The sequence below is a fragment of the Nocardioides sp. SYSU D00065 genome (genome assembly GCF_017916425.1).
GTDB lineage: Bacteria > Actinomycetota > Actinomycetes > Propionibacteriales > Nocardioidaceae > Nocardioides.
Genome location: NZ_JAFMSX010000001.1, coordinates 736,317 through 749,038 on the forward strand (window position 1 = coordinate 736,317; position 12,722 = coordinate 749,038).

15 protein-coding genes and 1 riboswitch are annotated in these 12,722 nt (G+C 72.4%); of the genes, 2 read left to right on the top strand and 13 right to left on the bottom strand.

Features of this window, described 5'->3' with window-relative positions:
- Nucleotides 1-4 precede the first annotated feature (4 nt).
- From J3P41_RS03630 to J3P41_RS03640, 3 genes are all read right to left on the bottom strand, one after another.
- A complete protein-coding gene (locus J3P41_RS03630) occupies nt 5-541 on the bottom strand; it encodes a DUF1697 domain-containing protein (RefSeq protein ID WP_210648856.1) in 537 nt (178 codons plus the stop codon).
- A 60-nt stretch (nt 542-601) separates the two neighbouring features.
- On the bottom strand, nt 602-1,402 hold the full coding sequence (locus J3P41_RS03635) for a hypothetical protein (RefSeq protein WP_210648857.1): 801 nt from the start codon (nt 1,400-1,402) through the stop codon (nt 602-604).
- 109 nt (nt 1,403-1,511) lie between these two features.
- Entirely contained in the window at nt 1,512-2,420 is a 909-nt protein-coding gene (locus J3P41_RS03640) for a LysR family transcriptional regulator ArgP (RefSeq protein WP_210648858.1), read from the bottom strand.
- Nucleotides 2,421-2,492: 72 nt separating this feature from the next.
- On the opposite strand from J3P41_RS03640, the gene J3P41_RS03645 reads away from it, so the two are divergent.
- On the top strand, nt 2,493-3,092 hold the full coding sequence (locus tag J3P41_RS03645; RefSeq protein ID WP_210648859.1) for a LysE/ArgO family amino acid transporter: 600 nt from the start codon (nt 2,493-2,495) through the stop codon (nt 3,090-3,092).
- Between the two features lie 22 nt (nt 3,093-3,114).
- On the opposite strand, the gene J3P41_RS03650 is transcribed toward J3P41_RS03645, so the two are convergent.
- Both J3P41_RS03650 and hppD read right to left on the bottom strand, forming a co-directional pair.
- On the bottom strand, nt 3,115-3,912 hold the full coding sequence (locus J3P41_RS03650; protein WP_210648860.1) for a helix-hairpin-helix domain-containing protein: 798 nt from the start codon (nt 3,910-3,912) through the stop codon (nt 3,115-3,117).
- Between the two features lie 378 nt (nt 3,913-4,290).
- On the bottom strand, nt 4,291-5,523 hold the full coding sequence (hppD, locus tag J3P41_RS03655) for a 4-hydroxyphenylpyruvate dioxygenase (RefSeq protein ID WP_246861440.1): 1,233 nt from the start codon (nt 5,521-5,523) through the stop codon (nt 4,291-4,293).
- Nucleotides 5,524-5,606: 83 nt separating this feature from the next.
- On the opposite strand from hppD, the gene J3P41_RS03660 reads away from it, so the two are divergent.
- Nucleotides 5,607-6,083, top strand: coding sequence for an Lrp/AsnC family transcriptional regulator (locus J3P41_RS03660; RefSeq protein ID WP_210648861.1), 477 nt, complete (start codon nt 5,607-5,609; stop codon nt 6,081-6,083).
- On the opposite strand, the gene J3P41_RS03665 is transcribed toward J3P41_RS03660, so the two are convergent.
- From J3P41_RS03665 to J3P41_RS03700, 8 genes are all read right to left on the bottom strand, one after another.
- On the bottom strand, nt 6,076-6,711 hold the full coding sequence (locus J3P41_RS03665; protein ID WP_210648862.1) for an IclR family transcriptional regulator: 636 nt from the start codon (nt 6,709-6,711) through the stop codon (nt 6,076-6,078). The two genes, J3P41_RS03660 and J3P41_RS03665, sit on opposite strands and share 8 nt — an antisense overlap.
- Before the next feature lie 29 nt (nt 6,712-6,740).
- Nucleotides 6,741-8,423: a DEAD/DEAH box helicase gene (locus J3P41_RS03670; protein ID WP_246861678.1), complete on the bottom strand. Its 1,683-nt coding sequence runs from the start codon at nt 8,421-8,423 to the stop codon at nt 6,741-6,743.
- A gap of 92 nt (nt 8,424-8,515) precedes the next feature.
- Entirely contained in the window at nt 8,516-8,791 is a 276-nt protein-coding gene (locus tag J3P41_RS03675; protein WP_210648864.1) for a DUF3039 domain-containing protein, read from the bottom strand.
- A 23-nt stretch (nt 8,792-8,814) separates the two neighbouring features.
- Entirely contained in the window at nt 8,815-9,369 is a 555-nt protein-coding gene (locus J3P41_RS03680; protein ID WP_210648865.1) for a YqgE/AlgH family protein, read from the bottom strand.
- A gap of 97 nt (nt 9,370-9,466) precedes the next feature.
- Complete coding sequence (locus tag J3P41_RS03685) at nt 9,467-10,474, bottom strand: DUF3048 domain-containing protein (RefSeq protein WP_210648866.1); 1,008 nt, start codon at nt 10,472-10,474, stop codon at nt 9,467-9,469.
- Nucleotides 10,475-10,601: 127 nt separating this feature from the next.
- The gene (locus J3P41_RS03690; RefSeq protein ID WP_210648867.1) at nt 10,602-11,186 is read right to left on the bottom strand and encodes a C40 family peptidase; all 585 of its coding nucleotides are present in this window, start codon (nt 11,184-11,186) and stop codon (nt 10,602-10,604) included.
- Nucleotides 11,187-11,381: riboswitch (cyclic di-AMP (ydaO/yuaA leader) on the bottom strand.
- A 107-nt stretch (nt 11,382-11,488) separates the two neighbouring features.
- Entirely contained in the window at nt 11,489-12,256 is a 768-nt protein-coding gene (locus J3P41_RS03695; protein ID WP_210648868.1) for an SDR family NAD(P)-dependent oxidoreductase, read from the bottom strand.
- A gap of 52 nt (nt 12,257-12,308) precedes the next feature.
- A complete protein-coding gene (locus tag J3P41_RS03700; RefSeq protein WP_210648869.1) occupies nt 12,309-12,722 on the bottom strand; it encodes an HIT family protein in 414 nt (137 codons plus the stop codon).

Below are 12,722 nucleotides of genomic sequence, written 5' to 3' on the forward strand. Positions count from 1 at the left end.
GCGGTCAGCACCACTTCCCGGTGACGGTGCGCAGCACCTTGACCGTGCGGGCCGTCCCCTGGCCCAGCGCCGTGAGCTCCCGGGAGGCCATCACCTTCGAGGTGTGGATGTCGCCGTCGAGCAGGACGTAGGCGGCCCGGCCCTCCACGACCACCGTCTCGCCGGGGTGCGCCAGGGCGTGGACGGCCGCCACGGCATCGGCGGGAGGCGCCTGGGCGTAAAGCGTGACGTAGTGCTGACCCGAGGGCTGGTGCTCGGCGTGGAGCTCCTCGGCGCGCGCGGTGAGCGCCGCGAGGTCGCCCGTCGTGAACACGATGGTGGGGACCTCGAACCCCGCGGCGTCGGCGTACGCCCGCTCGAGCGCCCGCTGGACCTCCTCGACCGAGCCGGCCGGGTGCGTCAGCCGGACGTTGCCGGTGTTGATGTAGGTCTCGACGTCGGACCCGCCGGCCGCCTCGGTCGCGGCCCTGATCGCCTCCTTGCGGAAGACGCGCGTCCGGCCGAGGTTGATGGCGCGCAGGAAGGCGACGTAGTCGGGCACGAGCCGATCATGCCCGACCGGCAGGCGCCCGGTGAGGGTGCGGGTGGCTCAGCGGGTGGGTCAGCGCTTGCACTGGCTCGGCGGTGTCACCGCCGGGTCGAAGACGTGCTGCGGGGGCACGATGTTGTCGCCGTTGCTCGACTCCTGCATCGTCATCGCCCACCAGCCGGACTTCCGCGTCGCGATGTCGGCCCGCTCCTGCTTGGGGACGTCCTTCCACATGTTGAGGACGTCGACGCCCACCTCGATGAGCTCGCCGTGCGGGGTGATCCTGGCGTCGGCCTCGATGCCCTGCAGCGCTGCGGGCACCTGGGGGAACAACCCGCGCGGCATGCCGGTGATCACGGCCGCGGCCGGGATGCCGACGTCGATCCCGTCGCCGATGAGCCGGATCGCGCGGGCCGCGGTCACCGGCCAGGTCGGATCGAGGTCGGTCGGCAGCGCCCAGCTGCGGGTCGCGTCGTCGGTGATGTCCACCCAGCACGTGCCGGCGTTGGGACCCCAGTCGTCGCTGTTGAAGTACGTGCGGCCGGCCACGACGAGGTAGTCGACCTGTTGGGGGTTGCCGTCGATGACCGAATCCATCGACAGCTCGCTGTAGCCCGTCGAGGGGCTGTAGCGGCCGTCGAGGTCGAAGATGCGCTTGCCGCCCTTGTCGGGGTTCCGGGTGAGCAGCTGGCCGTGCCACTCGACGATGCCCATGCCCTCGACCTGCTCGACCATCGCCTCGAGCTGGTCGCCCTCGAGAAGGACCTCCGCGGTCTTGTCGGCGGCGGCCTCACCGGCTCCGCCGCAGCCGGTGAGCGCCAGCAGGAGACCGGCGGCGAGAGCCGCTGGGCGCGAGGCGTGGTGGCGTGTCATGGATCTGGTCCGTCCCGGTGGCGTCGGTGCGAGCTGCGTGCTCGATGGCCCGGAGCCTAGGACCGACCCGTCGGCCTTGTCCGGCAAAGCCGGATAACTTGTCCGAGCGTCAGCTCGTCAGCCAGCCGCGGGCGGCACCCACGACCGCCTCGGTGAGGTCGGCGACGACCGAGGAGCCCAGGCGCCAGTGCTGCCAGAAGAGCGCCACCTCGGGCCGGCGGCCGGGGACCAGCTCCACCATGTCCCCACGGTCCAGCTCGGTCGCGACGTCGGCCTCGGGCAGCAGCCCCCATCCCATGCCCACTCGGATGGCCCGGTCGAACTCGCGCACGGACGGCACGTAGGTGACCGGCGGCGCGAGGTGGCGGCGGGTGACGCGGCGGATGAAGTCGTGCTGCAGCGAGTCGTTGCGGTCGAAGGCGACGATCGGCGCCTCGGCGAGCGCGGTGGACCCGACCCCTCCGGCGAAGTGGGTGGCGTGGAACCCGCGCGTGGCGACAGCGGCGTACCGCAGGCGCCCGAGCCGCACCACCCGGCACCCCGGCACGGGCTTGGGCTCGCCCGTGATCGCCGCCATCACCTCTCCCCGCCGCAACCGCTCGGCCGTGCGCGTGTGGTCCTCGCGCACCACCTCGAAGACCACCCGGTGCCGGGTCTGCACCTCGGCCAGCGCGTCGACGAACCAGCTGTAGAGCGCGTCGGCGTTCACCGCGATCGGCAGGGAGGTGTACGACGCCCCGTCCTCGTCCTCCTCGACCAGCTCGGCCACCGCCTCGCGCTCGAGGAGCTCGGTCTGGGTGGCGAGGCGCACCAGCACGAGCCCGGCCTCGGTGGGCTCCAGCGGCTTGACGCGGTGCAGCAGCACGCGCCCGATGCGGGTCTCCAGGGACTTGATCCGCTGGCTCACGGCGGAGGGGGTGACGTGCAGCTCCCGAGCGGTGGCCTCGAAGGTGCCGAGCCGGACGGCGACGGCCAGCGTGCGCAGAGCCACAGGGTCGAGCTGGGTGACGTCTCTCATACTTAGACATACTAATGATTCGTCAGAATCGTTCGCTGGATTGCGGCACTTGCGGTGTCTAGCGTTGACCACATGCTCCACGTCGTCCTCACCGGTCTCCTCACCGGCCTCGCCCTCATCGTCGCCATCGGCGCCCAGAACGCGTTCCTCCTGCGCCAGGGGATCCGCGGCGAGCACGTCCTGCCCATCGTGCTGACGTGCCTGGTCTCCGACGTCGTCGCGATCACCGCCGGCGTGGCGGGCCTCGGCGTCGTCCTCGAGCGGTGGCCCGCGGTCCTCCCGGTGGCCCAGGTGCTCGGCGGTCTCTACCTCATCGCCTTCGGGGTGCACGCCGCGATGCGCGCCTGGCGGCCCAGTGCGCTGGAGGCCGGCGAGGGCGCCGCCCTCACTCCCGGCCGGGCCGTCCTGCTGACGCTGGCCCTGACCTGGCTCAACCCGCACTTCTACCTCGACGCCGTCCTGATGCTCGGCACGGTGGCCAACAGCTTCGGCTCGGACCGCTGGTGGTTCCTCGCCGGAACGCTCGCCGCGAGCCTGATGTGGTTCTTCGGCCTGGGCTACGGCGCCCGCCTGCTGCGCGGGCTCTTCGCCCGGCCCGTGGCGTGGCGCGTGCTCGACTCGGCGATCGCGGTGGTCATGGGCACGTTGGGCGTCGGGCTGCTCGCCCACTGAGCGGCGTACGAGTGCGGGTGGGTCACTCGCCCGCGAAGCCGGTACCCCGCTCGGCTAGCGCCTCGCGCAACCGGTCGATGGCAATCGGACCGACACCGTGCATGGCGGCCAGGTCGTCGGCGGAGCGGCCGGCGATCTGCTCCAACGTGGTGAGCCCGGCCTCCCGCAGCGCCCGGGTCGCCGGCGCGCCGATCGTGCGGGGCAGCGGCGTGCCCTGCTGGCGCGGCGCGCGCTGCCGCGGCGAGGGCAGCGAGGCGTCGACGACCGCCTCTCCCCGCGGCGACAGCAGGTAGCCGATGGCGAGGGACTCGGTGAGCCCCAGCTCCTTGAGCTTGCGGACGTCCTTCTTGAACTCCGCCGTCTCGCGCCCCACCTCGGCGGCGAGGTCGGGGGCCCGCACGGTGGGGTTGCGGTCGATCAGGTCGAGCGTCTGCCGGGTCCACGGCCCGTGCGGCGACGACGCGTCGAGGCGGTCGAGCCGCGCGCTGATCTCGCAGATCTCCTCGGCGTCCGGGATGGACTCGCGCAGCGCCTCGCGCGGGTCGGGCCCGGCGTAGGTGAGACCGATGCGCCACGCCGGCTCCGACGACCGCGCCGCCAGCGCCTGCTTGAGCGCCGCCAGCGACGGGGCGCCCGCGCGACGGGCGTCCTCCGCGCGCAGCGACGCGACGCTGACCTGCTCGATCGAGGTGACCTCGACGACGCCCACCGCCGTACGCATCCGCGTCCCGACGACGACCCGCGGCTTGGCCCAGCGCCGGAAGGCGAGGTCCACGGTCCCGGCCTTGATCGCCGCCAGCTCGGCGGGTCGGATCATCATGCGACCAGCCTGCCAGAGCGCGGGCGCGGGTGAGCGGTGAGCCAGCCACATTCCGTCGCTCGTGGATGTGGCTCAGCCACCGCTCGGGCGGCGCGCGGGTCGCAGGGATCGCGGTGCGTCAGCCACATCCGGACGCCTGCTGATGTGGTTCAGCCACCGCTCGGGCGGCGCGGAGCGCGGCTCGCGGGGATGGCGGTGCCCCAGCCACATCCCGGCGCCTGCCGATGTGGCTCAGCCACCGCTCGGGCGGGCGCCAGCGCGGGTCGCGAAGGTGGCGGTGCGTCAGCCACATCCGGACGCCTGCCGATGTGGCTCAGCCACCGCCCACCCGAGCGCAGCCGGGCGCGCAGCCCGGCGGACCGCCGCGGCCGCCCCGCGTCAGAGGTTGCCGCGGCGCTCCTGCTCGCGCTCGATCGCCTCGAACAGCGCCTTGAAGTTGCCCTTGCCGAAGCCGAGGGAGCCGTGGCGCTCGATCAGCTCGAAGAACACCGTGGGCCGGTCGCCGAGCGGCTTGGTGAAGATCTGCAGGAGGTAGCCGTCCTCGTCGCGGTCGACGAGGATGCCGCGCTTCTGCAGCTCCTCGATCGGCACCCGCACCTCGCCGATGCGCGCGCGCAGCTCGGCGTCCTCGTAGTAGGAGTCGGGGGTGTTGAGGAACTCGACACCGTTGGCGCGCAGCGCGTCGACGGTGGCGATGATGTCGTTGGTCGCCAGCGCGAGGTGCTGGGCTCCCGGGCCCCGGTAGAACTCGAGGTACTCGTCGATCTGCGACTTCTTCTTCGCCACGGCCGGCTCGTTGAGCGGGAACTTCACGCGGTGGTTGCCGTTGGCGACGACCTTCGACATGAGCGCGGAGTAGTCGGTGGCGATGTCGTCACCGATGAACTCGGCCATGTTCACGAAGCCCATGACCCGGTTGTAGAAGGCCACCCACTCGTCCATCTTGCCGAGCTCGACGTTGCCGACGATGTGGTCGAGCGCCTGGAACAGGCGCTTGGGCTGGTCGGGCTTCTTCTCCCAGCGCGGCGCGACGGCGACGTAGCCGGGCAGGTAGGGGCCGGCGTACGTCACACCGTCGACGGTGCGCTGCACCAGCGTGTGCCGCGTCTCGCCGTACGTCGCGATGGCCGCGACGCGGACCGAGCCGTGCTCGTCGCTGACGGTCTCCGGCTCGCGCAGCACGGTCGCGCCGGCCCGGCGGGCCTGGGCGATGCACTGGTTGACGTCGGGGACCTCCAGCGCGATGTCGACGACGCCGTCGCCGTGCCGCGCATGGTGCTCGACCATCGGGCTGTCGGGCGAGACGGCACCGCTGAGCACGAACTTGATGGAGCCGGACTTGAGGACGAACGACTTGTGGTCGCGGTTGCCGTTCTCCGGACCCGAGTAGGCGACGAGCTCCATGCCCCAGGCCGAGGCGTAGTAGTGGGCGGCCTGCGTGGCGTTGCCGACCACGAAGCAGATTGCGTCCCAGCCCGTCACCGGGAAGAGGTCGGACTCCGCGTCGTACTCGACTAGGCCGACGAGCTGCTGGAGCTGCTCGAGGGACAGGTCGGCCTTCATCTCGTCCACGGTCAGGGCGCCACCGGTCGAGGCGATGTCAGTCGTCATGCGCCGAACCCTGCCAACCGCGCAGCAAGGTGTGCAACAGTACGTCGATCTGTTGAGCAAGTTGTACAGCACCGGGAGCGGACATGGACGAGATCGACGGCAAGGTGATCGAGCTCTTCGCCAGCGAGCCGCGCCTGGGAGTGCTGGAGGCGAGCCGACGGCTCGGGATCGCCCGCGGCACGGTGCAGGCTCGCCTCGACAAGCTCACCGCGGCCGGGGTGATCACCGGGTGGGGACCGGACCTGTCCCCCGAGGCCCTCGGATACCCGGTGATGGCGTTCCTGACCCTGGAGATCCGCCAGGGCTCCGCCGAACGCGGCGGGCACGACGCGGTGGCCGCCCACCTCGCGGGGATCCCGGAGGTCCTCGAGGCCTACACGATCACCGGTGCGGGCGACATGTGGGCGCGGGTCGTCGCGCGGTCCAACGCCGACCTCCAGCGCGTCATCGACCTCGTGCTGACCGAGCCGGGGATCGACCGCTCGACCACCGTCATCGCGCTGGCGACGCAGATCCCCTACCGGGTCGTCCCGCTCGCCGGCGCTGCCGCGCTCAGCTGAGGCGCTCGGCCACCGCGCGGGCCGCCGCGATGACCTGCGGGGCCACCACGTCCTCGTCGATGGGACCGTCGAGGCTGACCACGCCGACGCTGGCGCGCAGCCCCTCGACGCCGCGCACCGGGGCGGCCAGCCCTCGCGCCCCGGCCTGCAGCTCGCCGCTCGTCACGGCGTACGCCGGCTCCCGGGCGTCGAGCAGCGCGATCGCCTTGCCGGCCGCACCCTGGGCGAGCGGGTGGCGGGCGCCGACCCGGTAGGCGACGTGGAAGTCGGTCCACGTCGGCTCCACGACCGCCAGTGCGAGCGCCTCGTCGCCGTCGGCGACGGTCAGGTGGGCGGTGGAGCCGATCGACTCGGCGAGCGAGCGCAGGACCGGCATGGCCAGGTCGCGCAGCAGCGGCTGCACGCCGCTGGCCAGGTGCAGCACTCCGAGCCCGACGAACAGCCGGGAGCGGGCGTCGCGGCGGACCAGTCCGTGCTGCTCGAGGGTGCTGATCAGCCGGTAGACGACCGTGCGGTTGACCTCGAGCCGGCCGGCGAGCTCGGTGACGGTGAGTCCCTCGGGGCTGTCGGCCAGCACCCGCAGCACCTTCAGGCCCCGGTCGAGCGTCTGGGAGGTCTCCGCGGCCATGGCGCGAGCCTAGCGATCGCGCAACGGCGTCAGGAGGACTGGCGCATCGCCCACTCGCGGATCCTGTTGATCCGCTCGTGCAGCTGCTCGGCGCTGGCCACCGCGGCCGGCGGGCCGCCGCACTCCCTGCGGAGCGCGGCGTGGGTGATGCCGTGCGCCTGGCCGGTGCGGTGGTGCCACGCGGCGACGAGGCCGTTGAGCTCGCGGCGCAGCACGCCGAGCTGCTGGTGGGTGCTGAGCTGCTCGACGGAGTCCACGACCCGGTCCCCGCCACCGTCGGCCTTCTGCTTGCGAGCGCGCTCGCTCTGCCGCGAGTGCAGCAGCTCGCGGACCTGGTCGGCCTCGAGCAGTCCCGGGATGCCGAGGAAGTCCATCTCCTCCTCCGAGCCGACGTGCACCTCGCCGGAGTGGCCGAACTGGGCGCCCTCGTAGAGGACGTGGTCGAAGGACGCGGTGGAGCCGAGCGCCTCCCACGACATCTCCAGCTCGTCGGAGGCCGACTCCCCCTGCTGCGCCTCTGCCAGCAGGCCCTCCTCGGCGGCGAAGATGTCGTCGTCGTCGGTGACCCGTCGGCCGAGCACGTGGTCGCGCTGGGCCTCCATGTCGGAGGCGAACTCAAGCAGGTGGGGCACCGACGGCAGGAACACCGAGGCGGTCTCGCCGCGGGAGCGGGCGCGGACGAAGCGGCCGACCGCCTGCGCGAAGAACAGCGGAGTCGAGACCGTGGTGGCCCACACCCCGACGGCGAGCCGCGGCACGTCGACGCCCTCGGACACCATCCGGACCGCGACCATCCAGCGGTCCTCGGAGGCGGCGAACTTCGCGATCTTCTTCGAGGAGCCCTTCTCGTCCGAGAGCACGACGGTCGGCGTCTCGCCGCTGATCTTCTTCAGCAGCGCCGCGTAGGCGCGGGCGGTGTCCTGGTCGCCGGCGATCACCAGGCCGCCGGCGTCGGGAACGTGACGGCGTACTTCCGAGAGCCGCTTGTCGGCGGCCTCCAGCACCGCCGGGATCCACGATCCGCGCGGGTCGAGGGCCGTACGCAGCGCCTGGGCGTGCATGTCCTTGGTGAGCGGCTCCCCCAGGCGGGCGACGACCTCGTCGCCGGCGCGGGTGCGCCACTGCATCTCCCCGGAGTAGGCCATGAACAGCACCGGGCGCACGACGTGGTCCGCGAGCGCGTGGGCGTAGCCGTAGGTGAAGTCGGCCGCGGACGTCGGGATCCCGTCGTCACCCGGGACGTAGGTGACGAAGGGGATCGGGTTGATGTCGGAGCGGAACGGCGTGCCGGTCAGCGCGAGCCGGCGCGTCGCCGGGTCGAAGGCCTCGCGCACGCCCTCGCCCCACGACAGCGCGTCGCCGGCGTGGTGGATCTCGTCGAGGATGACCAGGGTCTTGAAGCGCTCGGTGCGAATGCGCATGGCGAGCGGGTTGACCGCCACGCCGGCGTAGGTCACCGCGATCCCGACGTAGTCGTCGGAGGTCTTGCCCTTGCCCGCCGAGTAGGTGGGGTCGATCGGGATGCCGGCGCGCGCCGCCGCCTCGGCCCACTGGGTCTTGAGGTGCTCGGTGGGAGCCACGACGGTGATCCGGTCGACCACGCGGCGACTCAGCAGGTCGGCCGCGACCGTCAGGGCGAAGGTCGTCTTGCCGGCGCCGGGCGTCGCGACGGTGAGGAAGTCACGCGGCTGCCGGGACTGGTAGGCGTCCATCGCCGCCTGCTGCCAGGCGCGGAGGGACGGCGCGGTGCCCCAGGCGGCCCGGTCCGGCCAGGCGGGAGGCAGCGGCGCGTCGGGGCGCCCCGTCACGCCTCGGGACCCGAGCCGTCAGAACCGCCACCGGGCTTCATCGACTCCCAGATCTCCTTGCACTCCGGGCAGACCGGGAACTTCTCCGGAGCCCGTGAGGGGACCCACACCTTGCCGCACAGGGCGATCACGGGGGTGCCCATCACCATCGCCTCGGTGAGCTTGTCCTTGGGGACGTAGTGGGAGAACCGCTCGTGGTCGCCCTCGTCCGTGGGCACCGTCTGACGCTCTTCGACCGTCTGGCTGCCCGGCGCGAATCCGATGGTGCTCATGGTGGAGAAGCCTAACCCCGGGGTCAGTTCATGTCCGGATCGACGGGCCGGTTGACGTGCCAGGCGAGCATGCCGGGTTGGCGGCGCATGACGTCTCGCCACAGCACGCTCGGGTCACCGCGGAAGGCGTCGGCCGCCTCGCTCGACACGACGTACCAGCTGCCCTCCTGGATCTCGACCTCGAGCTGGCCGGCGCCCCAGCCGGCGTAGCCGGCGAACACCCGCATGGCGCTCAGCGAGCCGTCGACCAGCTCGGTGGGCGTGTCGAGGTCGATCATCCCGAGCAGCCCGGCCACGGGGCGCCAGCCGACGGGTGGCTGCTGCGGGTCACGCAGCCGCGCGACGGCCAGTGCCCCGTCGGTGCCCACCGGTCCGCCGCGGAACAGGACCTCGGGCTCGGCCACCACGTCGCGCCACGGCTCGAGCACGTCGGCGACGAGCACCTGGGATGGCCGGTTGAGCACCACCCCGAGCGCGCCCTCCTCGTTGACGTCGAGCAGCAGCACCACGGTGTCGGCGAAGTTGGGATCCTGCAGGGCCGGCGTCGCCACCAGCAGCATCCCCGATGCGAGCTGCATGTCGTCCACTATGACAAACCGACCGCAGGCGCACACCACCCTCAGAGCCCAGAAGACCGGCGGACGTCGGCGGGTGCGGCGGGCCCGGTCAGCACACCTAGCGGGCGAAGGTGACGTCGCCGTTGACGGCCGGCACCAGCTCGATCCAGGTGCGGCCGGCGGGCACGGTGAGCTCGCCCTGCTTGGTCCGCAGCTCGATGGCGCCGTTCAGGCCGTCCTTGGACCAGGTGCCCTTCACGACGCGACCGCCGTGGAAGAGCAGCGCCTCGCCGCGGCCCTCGAACTTCGTCTCGGGCACCGGGTAGCCGGCCGGGTCGCGGTAGCCCGCGTCGCCGACGCGGACGCGCAGCACCAGCACGGAGTCCGCGGGGAACTGGTCGCCCTCGGCGGCGTAGGAGTCGGTGTTGACGTAGCCGCCGCCCTGGAACTGCCAGGACGTGGCGTGCGCGCCGAAGTCGGCGGTGAGGCTGCGCGCCGGTGCGCCCCGGGGCAGGTCGGCCTTGGTGCCGAACGGGAGGTACGGCGCCGGCTCCTCCTGGGCCTTGAGGCGCTTGGCGATGTCGCCGAGGTGGGCGAAGAGGTTGTAGGGGGCCGAGCGCGAGGTCTGGCGGTACACGCCCGCGTCGCCCTCGGTGATCCACGGGATGCCGGCACCGTTGATGCGGTTGATGGTGACCTGGGCGGCACCGCTGGTGACGACGGTGGCGCCCTCGGGGACGATGCCGATGTCGCTGGCGCGCATCGAGCGGACCGGGCCGATGTCGGCGGGGATCTTGGAGTAGTAGAACGCCGCGAGCCGGGTGTAGCCGCCCTCGACGAGCTCCTCCACGACGAGGTCGGCCGAGCCGAGCCCGACCTGCGGGGCGCTGGACGCGGTGTTGTCCACCTTGGTGACGATCACCGGGTGCCGGGGGGCGTCGCCGGTGCGCTCGAGACCCGTCAGCGGCCAGTACGTCGGCTCCGGCGCCTCGCTGGTCTGCGACGAGGTCGGCTCGGACGGAGCGGAGCCGCTCGGGGTCTCCTCCTCGCCTCCCCCGCCGCAGCCGGCGAGGAGGAGCGAGGCCGCGACGAGCGCGGCGAGGCAGCTGGGAAGACGGTGACGCACGGGTACTCCGATCGAGCGGGGGATGGCTGCGTGTGCAGCGGTCGACGGCTGGGGGGGCAGTCGAGATGGCTGCTCCTGCAGTGTGGAGGCGCGCCTTCCCCGATCGGGGAAGGCGCGCCAAGCGTAGTCAGCGACGCAGCGTGCCGCCGAACCACTGCGAGGTCCACGGCACGGCGACGCGCACGCGCTGCCCCGAGCCGGGGGCGTGCACCATCAGCGCGTGCCCGTTCGACCAGCGCAGGAAGATCGCGGCGTGGTAGACGCCGCCGCTGCCGTAGAAGAACATCAGGTCGCCCGGGCGCATGGCCTGCTTGGCCACGCGCCGGGTGAATCCGGCCTGGGCGCTGGACGTGCGCGGCACCGCGAACCCGGCCCGGCGGTAGCTGTAGTGGACCAGCCCCGAGCAGTCGAAGCGGTCCGGGCCGGCGGCGCCGTAGGCGTACCAGTCGCCGCGCTGGCGCAGGGCCGTGTCGCGGGCACCCAGCACGCGGGCGTCCACGCGGCGGGCGGCCGTCCTGGCCGCAGCACGGCGCTGCGTGGTCGCGCGCCTGTTGTCGCTGGAGGCGCTGGTCGTGGCGCCGTCGTTGGTCGTGCTGCTGTCGTTCGTCGTGCTGGTGGCGGAGGCCGGCAGCGCCGTCATGGTCGATGCGGCGAGGCCGAGTCCGGCGAGGGCGAGCGCGCAGGCTCGCGCCGTGCGAGTAGTCGCAGGCATGAGTGTCCTTTCCCACGCCTGTGAGGTGAGCTGTCGGGTTGGGACTGGAAGGTGTCCCGCCGTCTCCCCGAGAGAGAGTCCGGCTTCACCCCGAGCCGACGCGCGCGTCGGCGGTGGAACCTGTGGGTCCCCCACTCCTGCCCTCGATGATCTCGGGGGTCGTCCCGGCCGGGCAGGACTCGGCGTAGTCCGGGACGCGGTCTTTCGACCGCTCCCGAACGTGACAGACGACCTCGCCGATCGCAAACTCCGCCCACCCCTGCGAGCGTGCGGTCGTGGCCAGGATCACCCCGGCGGGCGCCTCAGCCGAGCTTGCGGCCGCCGTCGACGTAGAGCGTCTGGCCGGTGATGAAGGACGCCTCGTCGCTGCACAGGAACGCCGCGGCCGCGGCGATGTCCTCGGGCTGGCCGACCCGCCGCACCGGCGTGGCCTCGGCGTTGAGTCGCTGCAGCTCCTCGGGCTCCATCTTCAGCCGCCGCGCCGTGGCGTCGGTCATCTCGGTGGCGATGAAGCCCGGGGCGATCGCGTTGGCGGTGATGCCGAAGGGCCCGAGCTCGATGCCCAGCGTGCGGGTGAGGCCCTGGACGCCCATCTTGGCCGCGGAGTAGTTCGCCTGCCCGCGGTTGCCGAGGGCGGAGACGCTGGAGAGGTTGAGGATCTTGCCGTACTTCTGCTCCACGAAGCGCGACTGCGCCGCCTTGGTCATGTTGAACACGCCCTTGAGGTGGACGCCGATGACGAGGTCCCAGTCGTCCTCGGTCATCTTGAACAGCAGGTTGTCGCGGGTGATCCCGGCGTTGTTGACCAGGATGTGGATCCCGCCGAGCTCGTCGACCACGCGCTGCACGGCGGCCTCCGCCGCAGCCCCGTCCACGACGTCGCAGGCCACGCCGATGGCGGAGGCGCCCGCGGTGAGCTCGAGGCGAGCGGCGGCCTCGGCGGCGGCGGCCTCGTCGAGGTCGAGGACGGCGATCGAGGCGCCCTCGCTGGCGAAGCGCTGGGCGATGCCGAAGCCGATGCCCCGCGCTGCTCCGGTGATGACGGCGACGCGCCGGTCGAAACGACCCATCTCGGTGACTCCTCGGTCCTCGGTGACTGTTGCCGGCAGCGTAGTGGCCGGCCTACTCGGCGAGCGCGTGGCGCAGCCGCTCGGCGTACGTCGCCGGCTCGCCCTCGGCGTACGTCGCGCGGGGCCAGAAGAAGCCGCGCAGCCCGTCGCCCTTGGTCCGCGGCACGACGTGCAGGTGCAGGTGCGGGACCGACTGGCTTACCGTGTTGTTGGCGGCTACGAACGAGCCCTGCGCGCCGAGGCCGTCGACCACGGCCGTGGCGAGCCGTTGCGCGGCCTCGAGGAACGGGTCGCGCAGCTCGGCGGGAAGGTCGGGCAGGGTCTCGACGTGGGTGCGGGGCACCAGCAGGACGTGCCCCTTGAACACCGGGCGGGTGTCGAGGAAGGCGACCAGGTCCTCGGTCTCGAGCACGAGGTGCCCCGGCAGGTCGCCGGCGACGATCCGGCAGAAGACGCAGTCAGTCAC

Excerpts from the sequence above, each read along its gene's own strand:
- J3P41_RS03635 (WP_210648857.1), bottom strand. The coding sequence starts at position 1,402 with ATGACACGCCACCACGCCTCGCGCCCAGCGGCTCTCGCCGCCGGTCTC.
- J3P41_RS03640 (WP_210648858.1), bottom strand. The coding sequence starts at position 2,420 with ATGAGAGACGTCACCCAGCTCGACCCTGTGGCTCTGCGCACGCTGGCC.
- J3P41_RS03645 (WP_210648859.1), top strand. The coding sequence starts at position 2,493 with ATGCTCCACGTCGTCCTCACCGGTCTCCTCACCGGCCTCGCCCTCATC.
- J3P41_RS03650 (WP_210648860.1), bottom strand. The coding sequence starts at position 3,912 with ATGATGATCCGACCCGCCGAGCTGGCGGCGATCAAGGCCGGGACCGTG.
- hppD (WP_246861440.1), bottom strand. The coding sequence starts at position 5,523 with ATGACGACTGACATCGCCTCGACCGGTGGCGCCCTGACCGTGGACGAG.
- J3P41_RS03660 (WP_210648861.1), top strand. The coding sequence starts at position 5,607 with ATGGACGAGATCGACGGCAAGGTGATCGAGCTCTTCGCCAGCGAGCCG.
- J3P41_RS03665 (WP_210648862.1), bottom strand. The coding sequence starts at position 6,711 with ATGGCCGCGGAGACCTCCCAGACGCTCGACCGGGGCCTGAAGGTGCTG.
- J3P41_RS03670 (WP_246861678.1), bottom strand. The coding sequence starts at position 8,423 with ATGGACGCCTACCAGTCCCGGCAGCCGCGTGACTTCCTCACCGTCGCG.
- J3P41_RS03675 (WP_210648864.1), bottom strand. The coding sequence starts at position 8,791 with ATGAGCACCATCGGATTCGCGCCGGGCAGCCAGACGGTCGAAGAGCGT.
- J3P41_RS03680 (WP_210648865.1), bottom strand. The coding sequence starts at position 9,369 with ATGCAGCTCGCATCGGGGATGCTGCTGGTGGCGACGCCGGCCCTGCAG.
- J3P41_RS03690 (WP_210648867.1), bottom strand. The coding sequence starts at position 11,186 with ATGCCTGCGACTACTCGCACGGCGCGAGCCTGCGCGCTCGCCCTCGCC.
- J3P41_RS03695 (WP_210648868.1), bottom strand. The coding sequence starts at position 12,256 with ATGGGTCGTTTCGACCGGCGCGTCGCCGTCATCACCGGAGCAGCGCGG.